The organism is Mycobacterium sp., from assembly GCF_035623875.1.
Lineage (GTDB): Bacteria > Actinomycetota > Actinomycetes > Mycobacteriales > Mycobacteriaceae > Mycobacterium.
Window position 1 is genome coordinate 1 of record NZ_DASPSP010000228.1, and the last position, 6510, is coordinate 6510.

Below are 6510 nucleotides of genomic sequence, written 5' to 3' on the forward strand. Positions count from 1 at the left end.
GTAGCCCCGATGGGATTCGAACCCACGCTACCGCCGTGAGAGGGCGGCGTCCTAGGCCGCTAGACGACGGGGCCAGAACCGATCCGAGGTGCCAGCATAGCTCACCGGCATACGCCCACCTAATTGCTTGCGGTGGACAAACTTTGCTGGGGTACCAGGACTCGAACCTAGAATGGCTGAACCAGAATCAGCTGTGTTGCCAATTACACCATACCCCATTGGCTGCCTAAAACCGCTGGTCAAAGGCTTCCCGCAGACGATGTGAGGGTCATGCGGCCGCTACTGCCAGCTGCCCAAGGGCCGACGTGCAGACTACCAAACAATCCGGCCGCTCCTCACGTACGCCCGACGCCGGCACAGGCTCGACGCAGCCGCTGCAGACTGCGCTCGCGTCCGAGCAGCTCCATTGATTCGAACAGCGGCGGGCTGACCAATGAACCGGTGATGGCCACCCGGATCGGGCCGAAAGCCTTGCGGGGTTTGAGACCGAGCGCCTCAACCAACGCGGCTTTGAGGGCGGCCTCTATATCGGCCACAGCCCAATCCGACAGCCCATCCAGCGCTGCCACCGCGGCGTCGAGCACCGAGCCGGCATCTGTACCCAGTTCCTTGGCGGCGGCCTTGGAGTCGATCGCGTACTCGTCGTCGTTGAAGAACTTCAGCAGGTCCCACGCATCACCCAGCACGACGATGCGGGTTTGCACCAGGCCGGCGGCCACCGCAAACTGCGCGTTGTCCAGCCCGGTGTGATGATCGTGCGCATCGAAGTAGTCGCGCAACCTGCTGGTGAAATCATCGACGGCAAGAAGCCGGATGTGCTCGGCGTTGATCGCGTCGGCTTTTTTCTGGTCGAACCGCGCCGGGTTGGCATTGACGTCAACAACATCGAAGGCGGCCACCATTTCGTCGAGGCTGAACACGTCGCGGTCGCCGGCGATCGCCCAGCCGAGCAGCGCAAGGTAATTCAGCAGCCCCTCGGGAATGAAGCCGCGGTCTCGGTGGGCGAACAGATTCGACTGCGGGTCACGTTTCGACAGTTTTCTGGTGCCTTCGCCCAACACTGTTGGCAAGTGGGCGAATTGCGGAACCCGATCCGCCATCCCGATGCGAATCAGCGCGTGGTACAGCGCGATCTGCCGCGGAGTCGACGGCAACAGGTCCTCGCCGCGTAAGACATGCGTGATCTTCATCAGCGCGTCGTCGACCGGGTTGACCAAGGTGTACAACGGATCCTCGGTTGCGCGGGTCAGCGCGAAATCGGGCACGACACCGGCCGCGAAGGTAGTCGGCCCGCGGACTAGATCGTCCCAGCCCAGATCTTCGTCAGGCATTCGCAACCGCACCACGGGTTTACGGCCCTCGGCCAGATACGCTGCGCGCTGCTGCTGCGTCAGATCAAGGTCGAAGTTGTCGTAGCCCAGCTTTGGACTGCGGCCGGCCGCCAGATGGCGCGCCTCGACTTCCTGCGGCGTCGAAAAGGCCTCGTATGCCTCGCCCGAGGCGAGCAGCTGGGCCACCACGTCGCGGTAGATGTCGCTGCGCTGCGACTGTCGGTACGGGCCGTAGGCTCCGCCGACCTCGGGGCCCTCGTCCCAATTCAGCCCGAGCCAGCGCAGCGCGTCCAACAGCGCCAGATAGCTTTCCTCACTGTCACGTTCGGGGTCGGTGTCCTCGACGCGGAACACGAAGGTGCCGCCGGTGTGCCGCGCGTAGGCCCAGTTGAATAGTGCGGTGCGGATCAAGCCGACATGCGGTACCCCGGTTGGCGACGGGCAGAACCGGACCCGTACGCCGACCTGTTCGGTCACGATTTTCCTTTGCGGACAACGGGATTGGTTAGTGTTCCGATGCCCGCGATGGTGATGCTGACGGTGTCGCCGTCTTCGATGGGCCCGACACCCGCCGGCGTGCCGGTGAGAATGAGATCGCCCGGCAGCAACGTCATCACCGCCGAAGCCCATTCCACGATCGCGCCGATGTTGTGGATCATCAACGAAGTACGACTGTTTTGTTTGACCTCGCCGTTGACTTCGGTGCGCAGTTCGAGGTCGGCCGGGTCGATGTCGGTGACGATCCACGGCCCGACGGGGCAGAACGTGTCGTGGCCCTTCGCGCGTGTCCACTGGCCATCGGCCTGCTGTTGGTCGCGGGCAGACACGTCGTTGGCGATGGTGTAACCCAGGATGCTATCGGCAGCGTGCGCGGCCGTGACGTCCTTGCAGGGCCGACTGATGACGGCCGCCAGCTCGCCCTCGAAATGCACGGGCGATGCGTCAGCCGGCAATCGGATCGGCACATTGGGCCCGATGATCGCGGTATTGGGCTTGAGGAAGATCACCGGGTCGGCCGGCGCCGGGCCCGTCTGACCGCCCATCTCGGCGATGTGATCGGCGTAGTTCTTGCCGATGCAGACCACCTTGCCGGCCAGCATCGGGGCCAGCAGTCGCACGTCGGCCAGCGGCCAGGAGCGGCCGGTGAAAGTCGGGGTGCCGAAGGGGTGCTCGGCGATCTCACGGGCAGTCATCCCGCCGGGCTCGTCCGGCTCGCCTTCGATGCTCACGAACGCGACGCCGTCCGGACTTGCAATTCGGCCAAGGCGCATTTGGTTGAGCCTAGTGAGCCACCAGCGAGACCTGCGCGGCCGGGCCGGTTGTCGCTTCAGCCCCAGCATTCACACCGCTGTGCGAGCATGGATTGATGCCGACGGAGCCGACCGGCACGGTCACGCTCAGTACGGGCCGGCGCTGGTCGATCGTGGTGGTGTCGCTGGTGGTGACGGCGAGCGCGTTCATCTTCATCAACGGCGTCGCCTTTCTGATCCCGGCCTTGGAGGACGATCTCGGCACCCCGCTGGCCGAGGCGGGCTTGCTGTCGGCGATGCCGAGCTTCGGCATGGTCACAACGCTGATTCTGTGGGGCTACCTGCTCGACAGAGTGGGCGAACGCATCGTGCTGACCGTCGGCTCAGCGCTGACCGCGGCCGCCTCCTACGCGGCGACGACGGTCCACTCGATGGTGTCGTTCGCTGCGCTGCTGTTCGTCGGCGGCATGGCAGCCGCCAGCTGCAACTCGGCCGGCGGTCGCCTGGTCTCCGGGTGGTTCCCTCCCGAGCAACGCGGCCTGGCGATGGGTGTTCGCCAGGCCGCACAGCCGCTGGGAATCGCGTTGGGCGCGTTGGTCATTCCCGAGCTCGCTGAGCGCAGCCGCTCGGCGACGTCGGCCCTGATATTTCCCGCCGTGCTTTGCGCGGCATCGGCAGTGGCCAGCGTCGTGGCCGTCGTCGAACCGCCGCGCAAGGAATGGGACGAGGCCACCGATCGCGAGCTGGCCAGCCCTTACCGCGGATCGTGGGTGCTGCGCCGGATTCACGCGGTCTCTGCGCTGCTGATGGTGCCGCAGACGGTGACCGTGACGTTCATGCTGATCTGGCTGATCACGGTTTACCGGTGGTCGACCGCATCGGCGGGAGCTGTGGTCACGCTGTCGCAGCTACTCGGGGCCGTGGGCCGGGTTGCGGTCGGCCGGTGGTCGGACCGGGTCGGCTCCCGGCTGCGTCCGGTGCGCATCATCGCCGTCACGGGCGTCCTGATTCTGGCCGGGTTGGCGCTGGCCGATCACCTGCGCTCGTCGGTGGCCGTACCGCTGATGGTCGCGGCATCGGTGGTCGCGGTGCTCGACAACGGACTGGAATCCACCGCGATCACCGAATACGCCGGACCGTTTTGGAGCGGACGCGCGCTCGGCCTGCAAAACACCTATCAACGGTTGATGGCGGCCGGCGCTCCTCCGGTGTTCGGTGAGCTGATCGCCAGCCATGGTTACCCGTTGGCGTTCCTGGGCTGCGGCCTTTTCCCGCTGCTGGCGGTGCCGATCGTGCCGGGCAAAGTACTCCCGCCCGGGCTGGAGACTAGAGCGCGGACGCTATCCTTTCGCCGACTTCGACGGTGGATAGCTGTCCGGTCGGGCGACTGGCCAGATGGGACGCCACGGCCCGGTCCACTCGCGCGGCGGCAGCGTCTGCGCCGACGTGGGAAAGCAGCAGCGCCACCGACATGATCGCGGCGGTCGGATCGGCGATGCCCTGACCGGCGATGTCGGGTGCGCTGCCGTGCACCGGCTCGAACATCGACGGATTGGTCCGGGTGGCGTCGATATTGCCGCTGGCGGCCAGCCCGATGCCGCCGCATACCGCGGCCGCCAGATCCGTGATGATGTCGCCGAATAGGTTGTCGGTGACGATCACGTCGAAACGGCCCGGATCGGTGACCAGGTGGATGGTCGCGGCATCGACGTGCTGGTAGGCCACCTCGACGTCTGGATACTTCTCGCCGATTTCCTGCACGGTCCGCGACCACAGTGATCCGGCGAACGTCAGCACGTTCGTCTTGTGCACCAGGGTCAGATGCTTGCGACGCCGGCTTGCCCGCTCGAAAGCATCTGCCACGACGCGGCCCACACCGAACGCGGTGTTGATACTGACCTCGGTGGCTACCTCATGGACGGTGCCGGCCCGGATCACACCGCCGGTGCCGGTGTACGGGCCTTCGGTCCCCTCGCGGACCACCACGAAATCGATGTCAGGATTACCGGCCAGCGGGCTGCGCACGCCCGGATACAGCCGTGCCGGGCGCAGGTTGATGTGGTGGTCCAACTCGAAGCGCAGTCGTAGCAGCAGACCGCGCTCGAGCACGCCGCTGGGCACTGATGGATCCCCAATTGCGCCAAGCAGAATCGCGTCATGCGCCCGCAGTTCGGCAAGCGCCGTCTCGGGCAGCACTTCCCCCGTCGCGTGAAACCGCCGCGCCCCCAGGTCGTAGTTGGTCGTCTCTACACCGGGCAGCACCGCGTCGAGAACCTTGACCGCTTCGGCCACCACCTCAGGACCGATGCCGTCGCCGGCGATCACCGCGAGTTTCACGAGAGGTCGACTACTTTCAGCTTGTAGGCGTCGACGGCCGCACTGATCGCCTCCCGGACGTCGGCGGGCACGTCGCGGTCCACCCGCAACAGGATTGTCGCGCCCGGACCCTCGGTGTCTTCGGACAGCTGTGCTGCGTGGATGTTGACCCCGGCGTTCCCGAGCAGGGTGCCGATTTTGCCCAGCACTCCCGGCCGGTCGACATAGTGGACCACCAAATTGATGCCTTCGGCGCGCAGGTCGAAGTTGCGGCCGTTGATCTGCGCAATCTTTTCCACCTGCTGCGGTCCAGACAGCGTGCCCGCAACGTTGACCACCGAACCGTCCGAAGCCACAGCCCGCACGTCGACGACGCTGCGGTGGTTGGGGCTTTCGGTGGCCGTACTGAGATCGGCTGCCACGCCGCGTTCTTCAGCGATCGCCGGGGCGTTGACGAACGTCACCTGATCCTCGATTACCGCGGAGAACAGTCCGCGCAACGCCGAAAGGCGCAGCACCTCAACGTCTTCGCCGGCCAACTCGCCGCGCACCTGCACCGACAATGACACCGGCAGCTCCTCGGAAAGCGCACCCACCAGTAGACCGAGCTTGCGCACCAAGTCCAGCCAGGGTGACACCTCCTCGCTGACCACCCCGGCTCCGACGTTGACCGCGTCGGGAACGAACTCGCCGGCCAGCGCCAACTTGACGCTGCCGGCCACGTCGATGCCGGCCCGGTCCTGAGCCTCCTCGGTCGACGCACCGAGATGCGGTGTCACCACCACCTGCGGCAGGCCGAACAGCGGACTGTCAGTGCAGGGCTCCTTGGAGAACACGTCGATGCCGGCGGCGCGTACGTGTCCGCTGGTTACCGCGTCGGCCAGCGCGGCCTCGTCGACCAGCCCGCCGCGCGCAGCGTTGACGATGACCACCCCGGGCTTGGTTTTGGCCAGCGCGTCCTTGTCGATCAGACCCGCTGTCTCAGGCGTTTTGGGCAGATGCACCGAGATGAAGTCGGCACGGGCCAGCAGCTCGTCGAGCGGAAGGAGCTCGATACCCAGCTGGGCGGCGCGGGCCGGCGACACGTACGGGTCGTAGGCCACGATGTGGGTCTCGAAAGCCGCCAACCGCTGCGCCACCAACTGCCCGATGCGGCCCAGCCCGACCACCCCGACGGTCTTGCCGAAGATTTCGGTGCCCGAGAACGACGACCGCTTCCAGGCGTGCTCGCGCAGCGACGCGTCGGCCGCGGGGATCTGGCGCGCGGCGGACAGCAGCAGCGCCAACGCATGCTCGGCGGCGCTGTGGATGTTGGATGTCGGGGCGTTGACGACCAGCACACCGCGTTCGGTGGCGCTCTCGACGTCGACGTTGTCCAGTCCTACGCCGGCACGGGCGACAATCTTCAGCTTGGGTGCGGCTGCCAACACTTCGGCGTCGACGGTAGTGGCTGAGCGCACCAGCAGCGCGTCGGCCTCAGGCACCGCCGCCAGCAGCTTTTCCCGGTCCGGGCCGTCGACCCAGCGCACTTCGATTTCGTCGCCCAGTGCGGCGACGGTTGATTCGGCAAGTTTGTCAGCGATCAGAACGACAGGCAGGCTCACCCGGCCAGC

General features: G+C 66.3%; 4 protein-coding genes, 2 tRNA genes and 1 pseudogene. 1 reads left to right on the forward strand and 6 read right to left on the reverse strand.

What is annotated here, in order from left to right; genetic code table 11:
- Window position 1: 1 nt before the first annotated feature.
- From VEI45_RS18585 to VEI45_RS18600, 4 genes are all read right to left on the reverse strand, one after another.
- Window positions 2-74, reverse strand: a tRNA-Glu gene (locus tag VEI45_RS18585).
- A gap of 72 nt (window positions 75-146) precedes the next feature.
- Window positions 147-218, reverse strand: a tRNA-Gln gene (locus VEI45_RS18590).
- 117 nt (window positions 219-335) lie between these two features.
- Window positions 336-1808 (reverse strand): glutamate--tRNA ligase, encoded by a 1473-nt coding sequence (gltX, locus tag VEI45_RS18595; RefSeq protein ID WP_324855856.1) that lies wholly within the window; start codon window positions 1806-1808, stop codon window positions 336-338.
- Window positions 1805-2602 (reverse strand): fumarylacetoacetate hydrolase family protein, encoded by a 798-nt coding sequence (locus VEI45_RS18600; RefSeq protein WP_324855858.1) that lies wholly within the window; start codon window positions 2600-2602, stop codon window positions 1805-1807. Before VEI45_RS18600 ends, gltX begins: the two co-directional genes overlap by 4 nt.
- A gap of 95 nt (window positions 2603-2697) precedes the next feature.
- Here VEI45_RS18600 and VEI45_RS18605 point away from each other — a divergent pair.
- A pseudogene (locus VEI45_RS18605) lies at window positions 2698-3774 on the forward strand (MFS transporter); the annotation flags it as partial.
- 133 nt (window positions 3775-3907) lie between these two features.
- Here the strand turns inward: VEI45_RS18605 and VEI45_RS18610 are convergent.
- Together VEI45_RS18610 and serA are read right to left on the reverse strand one after the other, a co-directional pair.
- Window positions 3908-4918: a 3-isopropylmalate dehydrogenase gene (locus VEI45_RS18610; RefSeq protein ID WP_324855860.1), complete on the reverse strand. Its 1011-nt coding sequence runs from the start codon at window positions 4916-4918 to the stop codon at window positions 3908-3910.
- Window positions 4915-6501 carry a phosphoglycerate dehydrogenase gene (gene serA / locus VEI45_RS18615; protein WP_324855862.1) on the reverse strand — a complete coding sequence of 529 codons (1587 nt, stop codon included), beginning with the start codon at window positions 6499-6501 and terminating at the stop codon, window positions 4915-4917. Before serA ends, VEI45_RS18610 begins: the two co-directional genes overlap by 4 nt.
- Window positions 6502-6510 lie beyond the last annotated feature (9 nt).

Excerpts from the sequence above, each read along its gene's own strand:
- VEI45_RS18600 (WP_324855858.1), bottom strand. The coding sequence starts at position 2,602 with ATGCGCCTTGGCCGAATTGCAAGTCCGGACGGCGTCGCGTTCGTGAGC.